17 protein-coding genes are annotated in these 14,208 nt (G+C 57.8%); 9 read left to right on the top strand and 8 right to left on the bottom strand.

All coding sequences use genetic code 11. The annotated features are described in order from the left end of the window. Positions 1-45 precede the first annotated feature (45 nt). From PSH65_RS09095 to PSH65_RS09085, 3 genes are all read left to right on the top strand, one after another. On the top strand, positions 46-2,007 hold the full coding sequence (locus tag PSH65_RS09095) for an acetyl/propionyl/methylcrotonyl-CoA carboxylase subunit alpha (protein ID WP_305425898.1): 1,962 nt from the start codon (positions 46-48) through the stop codon (positions 2,005-2,007). 71 nt (positions 2,008-2,078) lie between these two features. Continuing rightward, on the top strand, positions 2,079-2,627 hold the full coding sequence (locus tag PSH65_RS09090) for an exonuclease domain-containing protein (protein WP_305425897.1): 549 nt from the start codon (positions 2,079-2,081) through the stop codon (positions 2,625-2,627). 74 nt (positions 2,628-2,701) lie between these two features. Then, positions 2,702-2,986, top strand: a complete 285-nt coding sequence (locus PSH65_RS09085) for a pyrimidine/purine nucleoside phosphorylase (protein ID WP_305425896.1) — start codon at positions 2,702-2,704, stop codon at positions 2,984-2,986. Between the two features lie 72 nt (positions 2,987-3,058). Here PSH65_RS09085 and PSH65_RS09080 read toward each other — a convergent pair whose 3' ends face one another. Together PSH65_RS09080 and PSH65_RS09075 are read right to left on the bottom strand one after the other, a co-directional pair. Then, entirely contained in the window at positions 3,059-3,862 is an 804-nt protein-coding gene (locus tag PSH65_RS09080; protein WP_305425894.1) for an MOSC domain-containing protein, read from the bottom strand. A gap of 178 nt (positions 3,863-4,040) precedes the next feature. Beyond that, complete coding sequence (locus PSH65_RS09075) at positions 4,041-4,976, bottom strand: chemotaxis protein CheV (RefSeq protein WP_305425892.1); 936 nt, start codon at positions 4,974-4,976, stop codon at positions 4,041-4,043. 462 nt (positions 4,977-5,438) lie between these two features. Between PSH65_RS09075 and PSH65_RS09070 the strand changes: the two genes are divergently transcribed. From PSH65_RS09070 to PSH65_RS09060, 3 genes are all read left to right on the top strand, one after another. Beyond that, positions 5,439-5,909, top strand: coding sequence for a hypothetical protein (locus tag PSH65_RS09070; protein ID WP_305425890.1), 471 nt, complete (start codon positions 5,439-5,441; stop codon positions 5,907-5,909). 476 nt (positions 5,910-6,385) lie between these two features. Next, a complete protein-coding gene (locus PSH65_RS09065; RefSeq protein ID WP_305426961.1) occupies positions 6,386-7,279 on the top strand; it encodes a sensor histidine kinase in 894 nt (297 codons plus the stop codon). Continuing rightward, entirely contained in the window at positions 7,276-7,935 is a 660-nt protein-coding gene (locus tag PSH65_RS09060; protein WP_305425889.1) for a response regulator transcription factor, read from the top strand. The genes PSH65_RS09065 and PSH65_RS09060 overlap by 4 nt, the downstream gene beginning before the upstream one ends. On the opposite strand, the gene yegS is transcribed toward PSH65_RS09060, so the two are convergent. Continuing rightward, positions 7,919-8,836, bottom strand: a complete 918-nt coding sequence (yegS, locus tag PSH65_RS09055; protein ID WP_305425887.1) for a lipid kinase YegS — start codon at positions 8,834-8,836, stop codon at positions 7,919-7,921. The genes PSH65_RS09060 and yegS overlap by 17 nt on opposite strands. Before the next feature lie 324 nt (positions 8,837-9,160). Here yegS and PSH65_RS09050 point away from each other — a divergent pair, with 324 nt between their 5' ends. Next, positions 9,161-9,469: a hypothetical protein gene (locus PSH65_RS09050; protein ID WP_305425886.1), complete on the top strand. Its 309-nt coding sequence runs from the start codon at positions 9,161-9,163 to the stop codon at positions 9,467-9,469. A gap of 65 nt (positions 9,470-9,534) precedes the next feature. Here the strand turns inward: PSH65_RS09050 and glp are convergent, their stop codons facing one another. Further along, the gene (gene glp / locus PSH65_RS09045; protein ID WP_305425885.1) at positions 9,535-10,761 is read right to left on the bottom strand and encodes a gephyrin-like molybdotransferase Glp; all 1,227 of its coding nucleotides are present in this window, start codon (positions 10,759-10,761) and stop codon (positions 9,535-9,537) included. Beyond that, entirely contained in the window at positions 10,745-11,284 is a 540-nt protein-coding gene (gene moaB, locus PSH65_RS09040) for a molybdenum cofactor biosynthesis protein B (RefSeq protein WP_007940044.1), read from the bottom strand. Before moaB ends, glp begins: the two co-directional genes overlap by 17 nt. 81 nt (positions 11,285-11,365) lie before the next feature. On the opposite strand from moaB, the gene mobA reads away from it, so the two are divergent. Both mobA and PSH65_RS09030 read left to right on the top strand, forming a co-directional pair. Next, on the top strand, positions 11,366-11,968 hold the full coding sequence (gene mobA, locus PSH65_RS09035) for a molybdenum cofactor guanylyltransferase MobA (RefSeq protein ID WP_305425884.1): 603 nt from the start codon (positions 11,366-11,368) through the stop codon (positions 11,966-11,968). Between the two features lie 76 nt (positions 11,969-12,044). Next, complete coding sequence (locus tag PSH65_RS09030; RefSeq protein ID WP_007895056.1) at positions 12,045-12,266, top strand: YgdI/YgdR family lipoprotein; 222 nt, start codon at positions 12,045-12,047, stop codon at positions 12,264-12,266. Between the two features lie 89 nt (positions 12,267-12,355). On the opposite strand, the gene PSH65_RS09025 is transcribed toward PSH65_RS09030, so the two are convergent. The 3 genes from PSH65_RS09025 to PSH65_RS09015 all read right to left on the bottom strand — a co-directional run bounded on the left by PSH65_RS09025 (position 12,356) and on the right by PSH65_RS09015 (position 14,038). Further along, positions 12,356-13,246: a pseudouridine synthase gene (locus PSH65_RS09025; RefSeq protein WP_305425883.1), complete on the bottom strand. Its 891-nt coding sequence runs from the start codon at positions 13,244-13,246 to the stop codon at positions 12,356-12,358. A gap of 72 nt (positions 13,247-13,318) precedes the next feature. Continuing rightward, the gene (locus PSH65_RS09020) at positions 13,319-13,639 is read right to left on the bottom strand and encodes a hypothetical protein (protein WP_007895054.1); all 321 of its coding nucleotides are present in this window, start codon (positions 13,637-13,639) and stop codon (positions 13,319-13,321) included. A 150-nt stretch (positions 13,640-13,789) separates the two neighbouring features. Continuing rightward, on the bottom strand, positions 13,790-14,038 hold the full coding sequence (locus PSH65_RS09015; protein WP_301271539.1) for a glutaredoxin family protein: 249 nt from the start codon (positions 14,036-14,038) through the stop codon (positions 13,790-13,792). Between the last annotated feature and the right edge of the window lie 170 nt (positions 14,039-14,208).

Here is a 14,208-nt window from a genome sequence, read left to right as displayed (position 1 = left end):
CGCGATGGGGCCATCACATTCACCGCAATACAAAGGGAATAACCCATGCCCGCCTTTAGCAAAATCCTGATCGCCAACCGCGGTGAAATCGCCTGCCGCATCCAGCGCACCGCACAAGCGCTGGGCTACCGCACCGTCGCCGTGTTCAGCGAGGCCGACGCCGACGCATTGCATGTGCAGATGGCCGACGAAGCCGTGAACATCGGCCCGGCCCCGGTGCAGCAGTCTTACCTGAACATCCCGGCAATCATCGACGCCGCCCGGCGCACGTGTGCCGATGCGATCCACCCCGGTTACGGCTTCCTCTCGGAAAACGCAGAATTCGCCCTCACCTGCCAACAGGCCGGCATCATCTTCATCGGCCCCAGCCCCGAGGCCATCGAACTGATGGGCAGCAAACGCCTGTCGAAACTCGCCATGATCAAAGCGGGCGTGCCCTGTATCAAAGGCTATCAGGGCAGCGAACAGGATGACGCGACCCTGAGCCGCGAAGCCGAACGCATCGGCTACCCGCTGATGATCAAGGCCAGTGCCGGCGGCGGCGGTCGTGGCATGCGCCTGGTGCACAGCGCTGGAGAGTTGCTGGAGCAGATTCGCACCGCACGCTCCGAGGCGCTGCATGGGTTTGGCAGCGACGAACTGATCCTCGAGCAAGCCTTGATCGACCCGCGTCACGTCGAGGTTCAAGTGTTCGGCGATCAGCACGGCAGCCTGATCTACCTCGGTGAGCGCGACTGTTCGATTCAGCGCCGCCACCAGAAAATCATCGAGGAAGCGCCTTGCCCGGTAATGACCGCCGAGCTGCGCCAGGCCATGGGCGAAGCGGCGCTCAAGGCAGGGCGCGCGGTGAATTACGTCGGCGCTGGCACTGTGGAGTTCCTGCTGGATGCTCGCGGGCAGTTTTACTTTCTGGAGATGAATACCCGGCTGCAAGTGGAACACCCGGTGACAGAGCTGATCACCGGCCTCGATTTGGTGGCCTGGCAATTACACGTCGCCGAAGGACAACCGCTGCCACTACGACAGGAGCAGGTGCAGCTCAACGGGCATGCCATGGAGGTGCGCCTGTACGCCGAAGATCCGGCCCAGGGATTTCTGCCGCAAACCGGGCGAATCGCAGCCTGGGAGCCTGCGTTGCCGGGCAGCGTGCGGATCGACCATGGCCTGATCGAAGGCCAGTCTGTCAGCCCGTTCTATGACCCGATGCTGGGCAAGCTCATCGCCCACGGCGCCACCCGCGAAGAAGCCCGGCGCAAGTTGCTGCGGGCAGTACAGGACAGCGTACTGCTGGGCGTACAGAGCAATCAGCGCTTGCTCGCCAGCCTGCTGGAACATCCACAGTTCATCGGCGGCGAGTTCAGCACCGGGTTCATCCCCACGTACTTTACCGATCATCCCTGCCTGCATCCCCATGTGCCGAGCGCCGAAGAACTGGCCATCGCCGCGGCGCTTTTTTATCACGCGTCGGCACAGGCTCACCGAGCCCCGCTGGCCGGTTGGCGCAACAACGCCAGCGTGCCTTTGCACTACCGAATCGGCCTGGAGGATCATGATTGGCCGGTGGAATTGAACGCTGAACCCGGCAAACCCTACCGTGCTCAGATCGGCGCTCGTGCCCTCGAACTGAAGATCATCGGATGCGACGGACGCTGGGCCACCCTGGAAATCGACGGCACCCGCCAACGCCATGCCTATCGCCTCGAGGCCGGGCAACTCTGGTTGTTCACGCGCCCCGGCAGCCTGCGGCTGGTCGATCGGACCCAGGCGCGGGTCAGCGGCCAGGCCAGTGTCAGTTCCGGCACGCTCAAGGCACCAATGGACGGGGCGATCGTCGATGTACTGGTCAGTGAGGGCAGCCCGGTCAGCAAAGGTCAGCTGCTGGTGGTGCTCGAAGCGATGAAAATGGAACATCCGCTCAAATCGGGTATCGACGGCGTGCTCAAACGCTTGCAGGTCAGGGTCGGCGATCAGGTAAAAAATCGTCAGATTTTGTTGGAGGTCGAATAAGCCGCTAGGCGGATCCGCCGGGTTTGGCTACGCTCAAGCCCTATCAGGACGCGGATACCAGGAACCCTGCGATGCCTCACTGGTTGGTCATTGATCTGGAAGCCACCACCGATGAGGGTGGCTGGCCAGTAACGGAAATGGAAATCATCGAAATCGGTGCCACCCTCGTGGACCGCAAGGGCCAGGAACTGGATCACTTCCAGTGCTTCGTGCGCCCGTTGCGCCGGCCCTTGCTGACGCCGTTTTGCCGGGAACTGACCCACATCACCCAGGCCAATATCGATGCCGCACAGCCGCTCACCGATGTCTGGTCCTCGTTCGAACGCTGGCTCGGTCAACATCACGCGCGCCTGGAAGGCTGGGCCAGTTGGGGCGATTACGACCGCAAGCAACTGCTTCAGGACTGGCAGCGCCTGCAACTCGACAGCGCCCTGAGCCGGGTACCGCACATGAATCTCAAGCAACGCTTCGCCAAGGCTCGTCGGCTCGAGCGCCCGCTGGGGCTTAATGGAGCCTTGCAACTGGCGGGCCTGCAGTTCAACGGTCAGCAGCATCGGGCGCTGGAAGACGCGCGCAATACTGCGCGTTTGTTACCGCTGGTTTTCCCCGCTAATCCTTGAGTGCAGGAGGTGACGCCTATCGACACCTTGTGCATACTGGCCGGCCCTTTTCAGCCCTTTTCGAGGAACCGCCCATGTTTAAAGTCAACGAGTACTTCGACGGCACCGTCAAGTCGATCGCCTTTGGCACCGCTGAAGGTCCAGCGACCATCGGCGTCATGGCACCGGGCGAATACAAATTCGGCACCAGCCAGCGTGAAATCATGCACGTGGTGTCCGGCGCCCTGACCGTCAAACTGCCTGACAGCGACACCTGGGAAACCTTCGCCGCTGGCAGCCAGTTCAACGTGCCCGCCAACAGCCAGTTCCAGCTGAAAGTGGCCGTCGACACCGCTTACCTGTGCGAATACCGCGGCTAAACCCCCGGGTTTTCACAGCGACAAAATATGCCCGTGTCCTTGGACACGGGCATTTTTTCATCTTGAAGAGCTTTATTCGAGGATCGTCACCGGCATGCCGACTTCCAGGCGGCCGTTACCGTCGTTGACCAGGTTCTGACCGAACATCGCGCCATCGGCCACGGTGCGGTATTTCTGCAAGGTCGCCAGCGGCTCACGATCTTCGCTGCGTTCGCCGGTCTGCGGGTCGATGGTGGTCAGAATGCAGCGTGAACAGGACTTGACCACGCGAAACTCAACGTCGCCAATGCGGACGCGCTTCCAACTATCTTCTGCATACGCCTCGCTGCCCTCGATCACCAGATTGGGCCGGAAACGCAACATCTCCAGCGGCCGACCGACCTTGTTCGACAAGTCTTCCAGCGACGCCTGACCAATCAGCAACAACGGAAAGCCGTCGGCAAAAGCCACCTGATCATCATCCTTTCCGTAGCCCGCCTGGGTGGTCCGCGCGCGATCAAGCGGCACTTGCACCAGGCGCGTCGGCTTGCCGATGAACTCACTGACCCAGGCACCCGCCGCATCGCCGGCATCGGGAACGCGCAAGGTGTCGCGCCAGATGGTCACGCCACGCAGCTCGGCTTCACCGTCGGGCAACGCAATATCGATCGGTGAATGGTCCGGAGCACTGAGGGTCAAGCCGCCGTCGGCATTCCACAACGCTGACAGCTGACTCATTTTCGCGACCGCGCGCTGGGTCAGGAAGCGCCCGCTGGCCTCGTCCACCAGCATCCAGCGTCGATCGCCGTCCAGTCCCAGCTTGTCCAGGCTGACCTGATTCAGGCTCTCGCCCTTGCCGGATTTCAACGGATAACGATAAAGCGCGCTCAGACGCATGGCCAGCTCCCTGGTGGGTAAAAACGCCACCCTATACGAGCTTGATCGCCGAATCAAAGACCCTGTGGCGAGGGCTTGCCCGCTTTTCGTAGGAGCCAGGCTTGCCGGCGAAGGCGCTCTTAGGGACGCCTTCGCCGGCAAGTCGGATCGCCGCACCGCTGGCTCCTACATGCCCATTTCAGGCCGGAACTGCGTCGAGCATCAGGCGCTGGCGCACCACGTCGACGAGTTTGTCGGGCTGGAACTTGGAGAGGAAGTTGTCGCAGCCGACCTTCTTCACCATCGAGTCGTTGAAGCTGCCCGACAGCGAAGTGTGCAAGACCACATAAAGGCTGCGCAAACGGGGATCGTTACGAATTTCGGTGGTCAGGCGATAACCGTCCATTTCCGGCATTTCCGCATCGGTGAAGATCATCAGCAGCTTGTCAGTCATGACTTCGCCCGTATCGGCCCAGGCCTTGAGCATGTTCAGCGCCTTCAAGCCATCGCTGGCAATGTGCATCTTCACGCCCAACTGACCCAAGGTGTCGCGCAATTGCGACAGGGCCACGTTCGAGTCATCCACCAGCAGCACTTCACGGCCCCGGGCGAGCTCCAGAACCGGATCGTCGAGTTTGTCGCGCGATACCTTGGCGTTGTATGGAACGATTTCGGCCAGGACTTTTTCGACATCGATGATTTCCACCAACTGATCATCGACCTTGCTGATGGCGGTCAGGTAATGCTGGCGACCGGCGCTGGTTGGCGGCGGCAAAATGGCTTCCCAGTTCATGTTGACGATGCGGTCCACACCACCGACCAGGAACGCCTGCACCGAGCGGTTGTACTCGGTGACGATAATGGTACTGGTGGGGCTTGGCACCAGCGGGCGCATGCCGATGGCCTGGGACAGGTCGATCACTGGCAACGTCTGGCCACGCAGGTTGACCACACCGCAAACAAAGGGATGACGTTGCGGCATCAGGGTCAGCTTCGGTAGCTGCAGCACTTCCTGGACCTTGAAGACGTTGATCGCAAACAATTGCCGTCCGGCCAGCCGGAACATGAGAATTTCCAGGCGATTCTCACCCACCAGTTGCGTGCGTTGGTCTACCGTGTCGAGAATGCCGGCCATTAATGACTCCTGGGCTTGTTCTGATGAATTCACTAAAGGGAGTTATCGGCTGTTTTTGCCGGACCTTGACCCCCAGACAAAATGCCACGATCAGGCATTGATGTCACATTAACATCATGCTTTACTGACTCCGGGATTTCATCTGCTCCATTCCCTGCGGCGCGACCTCGGTTTGCACGTTAGGTTCCCCTGTGTAAGGGATTCCCCTAGTAACAATCAGGCCCAACCTGATATTCGCAATATCCAATAGCCATTAATGTGACGCCATTCTCATTGCATGAACGGAGTCAGGCTTTTGTGTGCGATCGCAGGTCAGTGGCCACCCACCCTCTCGAGTTCCCCAGCCGGCGCTCAAACCTGTTGGAGCGCGATTTCACAAAGGACTGGCGGTGCCGGGACACCTGTGCTTTTCGTCGGCACGCACGACATTCCCTCATCTGACATGACGTTGTGGAGATAAGCATGCCGAACGACACCAAAGAGTGGGCTCAGCGATTTCCAGAGTTTCTCGTCGAGGCTGAAACACTCTTGGCCAAATCCGAGGAATGCCTGAGTCATTTGCAACTGATCAGCAATGACAGGGACGCCATCGATTGCATGCTCAGCACCCTTCTCAAGCTGTCCAGCAAAGCCGATGCCTTGGCACTGGCGACGGTCTCGGAGTTCTCGCTGCATATTCATGGACTGCTGAGCCACGCGCAGAACCACATGGACCTGCACGATCAAGCCCTGGATGCACTCAAGGACTGCTTCACACTCATGGCCTGGCAACTCGAACTCATCGATCAGACTACCGGCCAACTCAGTCTTGATGACACTGAACAGACCTCGCTGATTGAAGCGTTTGCGTTTCATGTGGGACAAAGTCAATTTCAGCCGCCCAGCCACTCCAGACCGTTCAGGCTCGTTTCGTTCTCGGAACGGCAAGCTTAAAATCACCAGTTTCTAGCCGTCTTGCGCTTTTTATTGCCATGACGCAGCCCTATAACTTGATGCGCTCATATCGCAATTGAATACCAGTCGACAACAGCCCTAAATAAATAGTTATCCCTGTGTCGACGTCAGAGAGTGCCTGGCAATAAAAACAAAATCCCTGGCAATCGATATCTTCCGACGATAAAAATCGAATGTTTTTTCATTGTGGAACTATCGTCCAGAAACTATATTTCCTGACGGTATAGAGGTATATACCCGAACGCGACCAACGGTATCTTAAGTGGTATTATGCCGACCATTAGTTGACGTCAATTAATGACAGAGTGACTCTAGGCGAGCACATTGAAAGCTGTATTTCGATCACTGCACCGCAGCCATTGAAAGCGACTTCACACAACGATTTCCACACAGAGACCCGTCAGCCCCTAAATGGCCGGTCTGCCCGCAGCGAACATCCATTGGCTCCATCCGCTATGTACGCCAGCCTCAAGTCAATTACCCTGTGGCCACCCTCCCGAAAAAACGCGCGCCGGTTCACGCTTTTTCTGTGCATCTGCTCGGCGCTTGGCAGCCTGCTGGTCTATAGCTTGTCCATCCCTCTGCCGGTGAGTCTGCTGGTGCTCAACAGTGCGGCGTTGGCCTGTGTCTGGGTGGGACATTGTCTCTCGCGCAAATCGATAAAGTTTCAACCTCAAGAACTGGCTGACCGTCTGCTGCAAGTGCAGGAAAACGAACGCCACCGGCTCAGTCGAGAGCTGCATGATGACATTGGTCAATTGCTGACCGCCGCAAAACTTCAAGGTGAATGGCTCAAACGTCGATTGCCCGAAGAACTGCAGGGTCAGTGTTCGGTACTCTGCGATACGCTGGACGAAACCCTGGCCAAGGTTCGCGACGTCTCGGCCATCCTCAATCCGCGGCAACTGGCCAGTCTCGGGCTGGAAGCCAGCCTGCGAGCACATTTACTCAGGACCCTGGCCAATACCTCCGTGCACTGGAGCCTGGAATGCCATCAACGCCTGACGGGCATACCGGAGGAAATAGCGGTGGCAGCTTTTCGAATCACTCAAGAAGCCGTTACCAATATACTGCGTCACGCCGAGGCCAGAAATCTATTGATCCGCCTGCAACGCCTGCCCCAAGGCCTGACGCTGTTGATCAGCGACGATGGCCTGGGTTTCGCGCCAGCGGCAGATCCCGCTCGCGAAGGGCAACGGGGAATGGCCGGGATGTCGGAACGGATCGATCAGTTAGGTGGCACACTGACCGTGACCAGCGAACCGGGCAAAGGCACTCAAATAGAAGCACTCTTCCCCTGGGCGCCCCGCGCGCTAGAACGGGCCAGTACGAATAAGGTTATGCATTGACTTGTAACTTACTTCTGGTGGACGACCACTCACTTATCAGGGCTGGCGTGCGCGCTCTGGTGCTGGATATTCCCGGCTATGCGGTAGTCGGGGAGGCCAATGACGGCTCGCAGTTGGTCGAAATGGTCGAACAGCTATCCCCGGACATCATTCTGCTGGATATCTCCATGAAGGAAACCGGTGGCCTTGAAGCCTTGCAGCGACTCAAGCGAGTACGTCCGCAGTGCAAAGTGCTCATCCTGTCGATGCATACCGACCCGGCGCTCATCATGCAGGCACTGGAATCAGGGGCGCATGGCTACCTGCTCAAGGACACCACGGCCACCGAGCTCGAACATGCCCTGGATGCCTTGCGCAATAACGAACGCTACCTGAGCCCGGCCATTGCCCATACCGTCATCAACCAGGCACTGACCCGAACCCAGAATAATCAGGCGCAACCCCAAGACTCGCACAACCTGACGGCACGCCAGCTGGAAATTCTGCGACTGATTGTTCGCGGAAAATCCACCCGGGAAATCGCCAATGGCCTGGGTCTGAGCATCAAGACCGTCGAAACGCACCGCTCACAGATCATGAAACGCTTGCAGATCTATGATGTGGCCGGCCTGGTGCTGTTCGCCGTGCGCGAACAAATCATCAGTCTGGACGATTAGCTGGGTTCGAGACGCTCAGCAGTGGCGAGCCCTCGGGCAAATGCACACGCAATGCCGCCGGGCGCGCCGAGAAACGCAGGCTATCGCCCTCCAGAGGTTCCCCATCAAGGTTGATATAAAGGCCCTCCGAGACCTTGATCTCGACCCATGGCAAGCGAGCTCGCACAAACATGTTGTCGATTCCAAAGCCATCGCTCAGCAGGTCTTTCAAGGTACCGACCACTTCCTGTGGCGCGGGCAAAATGCTGATATCCAGCAGACCATCGTCAGCCAGCGCCTGCGGGCACAACACATGACCACCGCCAGCCTGTCGACCATTGCCAATGCCTAATGCCAACAATTCGCCGCGCCAGTGAAAATCCGGCCCCTGCAACTCGCCATAGGCCGCATGCAACTCACTGAAGCGTGATAAACCCGTGAAGAGATAAGCGGCGCCTCCAAGAATTTTTTTCAGATCCTCGGAGGTATTGGCCGTGACCTGACTGCCAAAGCCGCCAGTGGCCATGTTCAGGAAAACCTGCCCGCCGACTTCTCCCAGATCAATGGCTCGCGGGGCAGCCTCCAGAAGGTCCAACGCCTGAGCGGACTCCAGAGGCACACCGGCAGCGCGAGCAAAATCGTTGGCGGTGCCCAAGGGCAAAAGCACCAGGCTGGCCTGCGTCGAATGCGCTGCCATGGCTTCGGCGATATCACGCAAGGTGCCATCACCGCCGCCGGCAATCAGCTGCGTATAGCCTGCCGTCAGCGCTTCATCCACCAACCGCTGCGCATCACCGGCCTCCCAGGTCAGTCGAACAGCCAGTTCCCAGCCCTGCTGGCGCTTGCCTTCGACGGCTGCACGGACCTCCTCATTGAGTGCCTGCTTGCCATGTAGAATCAACAGCGCCTTGCGCTCGCTCATTTTTGCCACTCCCATATCCGCATATCCATGGGACATGTTGACCTCGCAGCCCCTCATAAAAGTCGAAAGGATTTTAATTATTTCCAAGGGAAGGAAACGTGAGTCCTACAGAGCGGTATTTTTTCTTACAAAACGTGAGGAATCGGCTCAATTGACCCAACCGGGCAATTGGTACACCGTTGTGTCTCGGTATCAGTCATCACCCGTTAATTTACACAGGGACGTGAAAAACAATGAATGGAACCCCCTTAAGGGCCTCAACAAGCGCAAGCAACAACGGCATCGACCACTTGAATGGTTTTAACGCAAGGAGCCAGTTACTCCATGCAAAGCCATGACCTCAGACTACCGGTAACTCCGGTCGCGCCGTTCGCAGAAAATCGCGCCAATCATCAGGCTGAACTCAAAAACAGCGCAAAATCCGCCGGAGAAGTTGATATGGAACCTCGCGTCATTGAACTGGAGACACACCTCAAGTACATCCGAAGAGACATGGATGAAGTCCGGGATGACGTCAAATCCATCAAACACCGGCTTGCCTATTCAGCTGGTGGAACAGCCGTGATCCTGGGGCTTCTGGCCTGGATCGCCAACAGCCGCTTCGACCAGGTCGTGACACTTCTGGCACGTTAAGGAATGGTCATGCACGCAAGCCCAATGCGATCAACCGGGCTTGCGTGGGAATACCAGTACCTGTATCAGCTCAAGACTTCACTCAGCGGGATGAAGCTCACACAATCACCCTCGATCAGCGTACGGTCTTCCAGCACTTCAACCAGACCGTCAGCCCAGGCAGCACTGCGCAGTACGCCAGAGCTCTGATTCCTGTAGATGATTGCCCGGCCATTCTCCAGACGTCCGCGCAAGTACTCACGTCGGTTGCCGGCCTTTGGCCAGACAAACCCTGCCGGCACCTGAAACTTCAGGGGCTCAACCTCTTTTACGCCTTGGCGGCGCAAAAGGTAAGGCCTTGCCAACAGAGCAAAAGTCACCAGGGTCGATGCCGGATTGCCGGGTAAACCAATCACAGGCACGCCACGAAAATGCCCGAACGTCAGTGGTTTGCCTGGTTTGATGGCAAGCTTCCACAGAGTCAATTCGCCCTCTTCCCGCAAGGCAATGCCCAGGAAGTCGGCCTCTCCCACCGATACGCCACCGGTCGAGAGAATCAGGTCGACATCCTTTAACTCACCAAGGCGGGCACGAGTGGTCGCTAAATCATCGGGAAGAATGCCGGCATCGATCACCTCACAACCCAAGCGCTGCAACCAGCTACAGAGCAATACCCGATTACTGTTGTAGATCTGTCCCGGCCCAAGGACCTGACCTGGCTCAATCAACTCATCACCGGTAGACAATACCGCAACACGAATTTTGCGAACCACGTCCAGCTCAGCGCATCCCAGCGATGCCGCCAGCCCCTGCTCGATTGGCCCCAGACGCGTTCCGGCGGGCAAGATCAGCTCACCAACGGTGGCTTCCTGGCCTTGTGGACGGATGTTCTTTCCTGGGGTCATGGTCTCGGTGAAACGCACCCGTTCATCCGCCTGAACCTCGACGTTCTCCTGCATCTCGACACAGTTGGCACCTGCGGGCACAGGCGCGCCGGTGAAGATCCGCGCACAGGTACCCGGCTTCAAGGGCTCAGGGGCCTGGCCTGCAAAAATCTTCTGACTGACCACCAACGGCTCTCCCGTCCAGTCGGCCAAATGCAAGGCATAACCGTCCATTGCACTGTTGGGCCAAGGCGGCAAATCAAGTGTCGAGACCAGGTCAGTGGCCAGTACACGCCCCTGAACCTGTGCCAACGGCAAGCATTCGTGCTCACCAATCTTCGAGGCGTCAGCCATTTCCAGTAAACGCGCCAGTGCCACCTCGACAGCCATCAGACTGCCAGTCTTGCCTGGCTTACCCCCGGGATTCACAGGGTGCCGCCTGTTTCAGATGGGTCACGAAATTGCACGGACGGTGACGCGAATCCAGTTGCTCGGCAAGAATGCCGTCCCAACCGGTGCGCACCGCATTGGTGGAGCCCGGCAAACAGCACACCAGCGTGCCATTGGCCAGCCCCGCCAAGGCCCGGGACTGAACCGTCGAGGTGCCGATATCCGCTACCGATATCTGCCGGAACAACTCACCAAAACCATCCACCTGTTTATCCAGCAAGCAACTCACGGCTTCGGGCGTGCTGTCGCGACCGGTGAACCCGGTACCGCCGGTGATCAACACCACTTGCACGACCTCATCGGCAATCCAGTTGGCGACTTGCGCGCGAATTTTGTAGAGGTCATCTTTAAGCAGCACACGGGCCGCCAGGTTATGACCCGCAGCGCTCAAACGGTCGACGAAGACCTGGCCTGAGGTATCGGTTTCCAGGGTACGGGTATCGCTGACAGTCAGCACCGCGATGTTGAGCGGTGCGAAAGGTACATCAGCCTTGGCTTTCATAGGCTCGTCCAGTTGTAGGAGAAACAGCCCGGTGTTATATCACAGCGCCTCATTTATTCGCCGCCCCCATGGAGAAGTGCGATGACTTCGAATACACCTCTGGCGCCTTGCTCCATTCTGCTCCTGGCCGGCGGTCGCGGCCAACGCATGGGTGGTCAGGACAAGGGTTTGCTGGATTGGCACGGCGAGCCACTGATCGCGCATCTACACCGTAAGACGCGCCCGCTGAGTGATGACCTGATCATCTCCTGCAACAGAAACCTGGAAAAATATGCGCCTTATGCGGATCAGTTGGTCCATGACGACGAAGGCGACTTTCCGGGACCATTGGCAGGTATTCGCGCAGGCCTGAAAGCTGCCCGCCACCCTCATCTGCTGGTGCTGCCCTGCGATGTGCCACGCATCGATGCCGCGCTGCTCCAGAGCATGCGTGAAACCGCCGGGCAACATCCGGACAAACCGCTGATGCTGCGCCATGGCGAACACTGGGAACCCTTGCTGTGCATGATTCCCGTCGCCCTTTCAGCAGCTTTCGAGACCGCCTGGAACGAAGGCGAGCGCAGCCCGGGCCGCCTTATGCGCAAACTAGGCGCCACAGCCCTGCAATGCCCGGATAACGACCCTCGCCTGGCCAATCTCAATACGCCAGAACTGTTAAGCACACACCGCACTGTGTCAGACTGACACGCGAAGGAACTTGCGCGCGTTGTATACGTCTCAAGCTCAGCAATCAAAAGAATTCCCATTCGGAGACACACTCATGACTCAACGGACCCTCGCCACTTTCATGCTCGCACTGGGCCTTGCGACCCTCGCCGGTTGCGCATCGCCTACAGTGATCACCTTGAATGACGGTCGAGAAATCCAGGCCGTCGACGCGCCTAAGTACGATGAAGAATCGGGCTTTTACGAATTCGAACAACTGGATGGCAAGCACACCCGCGTCAACAAAGATCAGGTCCGTACCGTTAAAGATCTGTAATCTTTACGGCGACAACCGGATACAGAAAAGCCCGCTTTAAAAGCGGGCTTTTTCGTGACTGAAGAAAAGCAGAGTCGTTAGCCCTGTGATCACCACTGCAAGGTGATGGTGCTTTCGAATTCTCTTTCCTGCCCCGTGACCGGATCAACAAATCGCAGCCCCTGAGCCAATAGCTTCAAGGGGTTGGCATAGTCATCTTCTACGTCCTTGAGCACCTGCGGATAGAACGGGTCATTGCAGATGCTGGCCCCCAGGGCGGTCATGTGAACTCGCAACTGATGTTTCTTGCCCGTCACCGGGTACAGCGCATAACGCCAGAGTTCACCGTTTTTTTCCCTGACCTCGACAGCCGTCTCGGTATTGCTGACACCCGGACCTTCTTGCATGCGAAAAAACGGCTCGCCATCGACAAGTCGACTTTTATGGACCAACGGGAAGGAATGTTCCGGCAATGCCCGGGCGATTGCTTCATAGCGCTTTTCGATCTGGCGTGTAGGAAATAATGACTGATACGCCGACCGACTCTGAGGGTTGGCTGAAAAAAGCACCAGCCCCGCCGTATGCCGGTCAATGCGATGCAAAGGCACCAGATGCGGGTTATCAAGGCGACGGATCAGCCGCCGCAGCAATGTCTGCTCCACGTATTCGCCCGCCGGAGTCACGGGCAGAAAGTGTGGTTTGTCTGCTACCACCAGATGCTCGTCGGCATAGAGGATCGACTCCACCACCGGGATCGTTTTTTCGTCCGGCACCTCACGAAAATAATGAATCCGCAGACCTTCCTTGTAAGGCAGGTCCAGGGCGATCGGCAGCCCTTGCCCATCGAGGACACGACCGCGAGCAATTCTGTCCAGCCATTGTTCACGACCGATGGCGCTGAAGTGCTCGCACAGGCAATCGAGTACGGTCTGCCACGGCCCCGGCGGCAGATAGAGCGTGCTGGCCTGGTTATGTGCAGCAGAAAAAGATGAAATGGACATACGAAAAGCTCTAACCCTCAATGCAGGGCGCCATTATCCAACAGTGGCCGGAACGAACCTAGAAGAGAATCCTCAGGCCGGTATCGACTGTGTTCGAGCAGCCGCTTCGGTGAACTCCTTGAGCCAGCGCAGCACATCGACCGCTTCCCAGCGACCCGGATCATAAAGCGCATACAACAAACCCTGATAGCCCACGACGTCCAGTTGTCGGTGATAGCCCGCACGCTGGAACAAGGCTTCAATTTCGGCGAAACAGGTATTGAAATGCAATTTGTTGAAGGGCGTTTTCCCCTCCGTGACCAGGCCATCCAAACGCAATTCGAGGACGGCCTCACGCACCACGTCCGCCGACATCCGGTTCACGCTGTTTTTCAATTGTTCGACATTGACCAAGGCTCATCCCTCTGACGTCCGGGATCGGCTGCCAAACCCGAAACAGGGAACGCATGGCAGGCAATCTGAATAACTGTATGCCCATACAGTAACCGAATAACCAACCTTTCGCCAATGGATGAAACGAGGACTGCGACAGGTGGGGCGTCTTCAACCGGCGTCGCGGCTCAGGAACGCTACAACCTGATCCGCATCGAAGGGCCAATCGAGTTCAGCGCCGTTATCAAGACGCCGCAGCACCGGTATACGCAAACCATAGTCTTCGACCCAGTCTTCGTTTTCGGCGATGTCGACCAACTCCACCAACAAACCGTTTTCGACAAAGGGCATCAGAAGTGCTTCGGCGACTTCACAAAGATGGCAACCAAGGGTGCCGAATAGGCGACATTCAGGAGGCATGACAACAAGACCCATCGAAGTAAGCGCTCATTCTAGGCCCGCTATCAAAAGCCGTCGAGCCGCTGCCCGATCTGTCTGAGCAATGGCTGATTTCAAGAGATTTCGGCAAACTCCTGACGCAAATCATTCGCCTCGACTGTCACTTGCGCGATGCTCGCCTCTTTTTTGCC

It is taken from the genome of Pseudomonas sp. FP603 (genome assembly GCF_030687415.1).
GTDB lineage: Bacteria > Pseudomonadota > Gammaproteobacteria > Pseudomonadales > Pseudomonadaceae > Aquipseudomonas > Aquipseudomonas wuhanensis.
Note: the sequence above shows the minus strand (reverse complement) of the source record. Positions and strands in the feature narration are given on the sequence as shown.